The sequence below is a fragment of the Collinsella aerofaciens genome (genome assembly GCF_015552075.1).
In the GTDB taxonomy this organism is placed as follows: Bacteria; Actinomycetota; Coriobacteriia; order Coriobacteriales; family Coriobacteriaceae; genus Collinsella; species Collinsella aerofaciens_Y.
The window spans coordinates 1-1,951 of the sequence record NZ_JADNDZ010000033.1 but is presented as its reverse complement, the minus strand read 5'-3'; the positions used below and the strand labels follow the sequence as shown (position 1 = coordinate 1,951).

The window sequence follows — 1,951 nt, the reverse complement described above, 5'->3', positions numbered from 1 at the left end:
CCGTACATGTACGGATGAATGTGGGAGGTGTTCGGATGAAGTCGATAATCAAGGGGAGCAGCTTTTGTCTTCGATGAAGTCTTGCAATTCTAGCAATAATCAAACATATGTTCTATACTTATGGAAGTAGACTTGTTTGGAGGCGTTAGATGGAAGTCGGAAGAGATGACATTGTAGACAGCGTTGTCCGTCTGATAAATGGGGTGGGCCGTAGCCCCTATTTATTCGTTGGCTCGGGGTTTTCCCGTAGATATATGGGGACCGACGATTGGGACGGCTTGTTAAGGCACCTCTGCTCCCGTCTTTCTGATGATCCTTTTCGACTCGATTCCTACCTTGCTCGCTGTCCAGATAATCCTGATTATGGTGCTTTGCCCTCTGCCGCGACGATGCTTGATAAGGATATGCGCATAGCTGTTCTTGAGGACCCTCGCTTCGCTTCTTTTAGAGACGATCATGCAGAGGACATTCGTCAGCGCAAATCTGTTTTAAAGATTATGGCGGCTGAGAGGTTATCCTCGTTCAAACCTGACCATATGACGCATGAACTTGATATCTTGAGAGAGGTCGGCAGGCGGCGTATTTCTGGAGTCATTACAACCAACTATGACTGTCTACTGGAGTCGCTGTTTCCCGAGTTTAAAGTTTTTGTAGGCCAGGACGATCTTGTCTTTCACAGAACTTTTGAAATGGGTGAAATCTATAAGATCCACGGGTCTATGGATAATCCTGAATCTATGGTTCTTGAGGAGGCAGATTACGCAAAACTCGCCGAAACCCAGGATTACTTGGCAGCCAAGTTGCTAACTATTTTTATGGAATACCCAATTATTTTTATCGGCTATTCCCTTAACGACCCCGATATCCAAGCTATCCTCATGTCGATTTCGCGCTGCCTCGGTTCAAATAATCTTGTATTGCTCAAAGAGCGTTTTATTTTCCTAACTAGGGGCGAAAACGCAACCTCGACACATTCGATTACATTTCCGGGTATTGGCGAGATAAGCATGACCGCGATTAGGACGAATGATTTTGGCGCAGTGTATGAAGCAATTGGACATTCCAAATGCTCCTTCTCGCCCAGGATCATTCGTGAGTTGCGCAGGAGTATCTACGCCCTGGCAGATAAGGGCGAGCCAAATGATTCTCTGGTAGTCGAAGCGAGTTTTAGCGACCTCGAGAGACTTCCGGAGGGACAGCATCTTGTGCTGGGCATCGGTGTCGCAAATGCATCTTTGGGCCACGGTCATATGGTCAAAGCCGAGCTTTTATATCGCGATGTCGTGTTTGATGATGAACATGTCGCTCCCAAACTTGCCGTCGAGGAATATCTTCCTGCGCTGCTTGCTTCTAACTCGGGTGGTTTGCCCATGTATAAGTATTTAAGCGCGTATTCAGGGGAAGTTCTTAATCCAAGGATGCTAAAGGAAATAGATGAGAAGAAGGATTTAGATGCTTTTCTAAACAACAGCCTACGAAAGGCAAAAGGTAGCTATCATCTTTCGGGAATTAGATACTCGGTTAAGTCTGTTATAGCTAACGAAGGCTTTGAGGAAGCATTTAAAAAGTTAGTTTTACTTGAGGAGGATGAGCTCGATTTAAATGAGTTGCTCGAGTATCTGAGGGCGCTCATCACGGATGATCGTAAGATAATCCACGGTAATAGCGAGCTGAAACGGCTTATTAGAATGTATGATTTCCTTAAGTACAAGAAGGCCTTCGACATATCGGCTACTAGTGAGTAATCCCACCTAGCGTCTATGAAGAAGGCCATCTTTGTAAACTATGGCATCTGAGCGTATAGTGCGAACACCACGTGCAAATGCATTTTTAATATAACGCTTTCTGCTTGAAATCACAATGGTGTCTGTTTCGACCTGCCAATCAAGGGAAGATCCTTGATTGTCATTTTCATTGCAACAGCCTCAGGACTCAGCGCAACGCGTTGCGC

General features: G+C 45.5%; 1 protein-coding gene. It reads left to right on the top strand.

What is annotated here, in order from left to right; all coding sequences use genetic code 11:
* Positions 1–149 precede the first annotated feature (149 nt).
* The gene (locus I2D41_RS02545) at positions 150–1,745 is read left to right on the top strand and encodes an SIR2 family protein (protein WP_195247198.1); all 1,596 of its coding nucleotides are present in this window, start codon (positions 150–152) and stop codon (positions 1,743–1,745) included.
* The last annotated feature ends 206 nt before the right edge of the window (positions 1,746–1,951 follow it).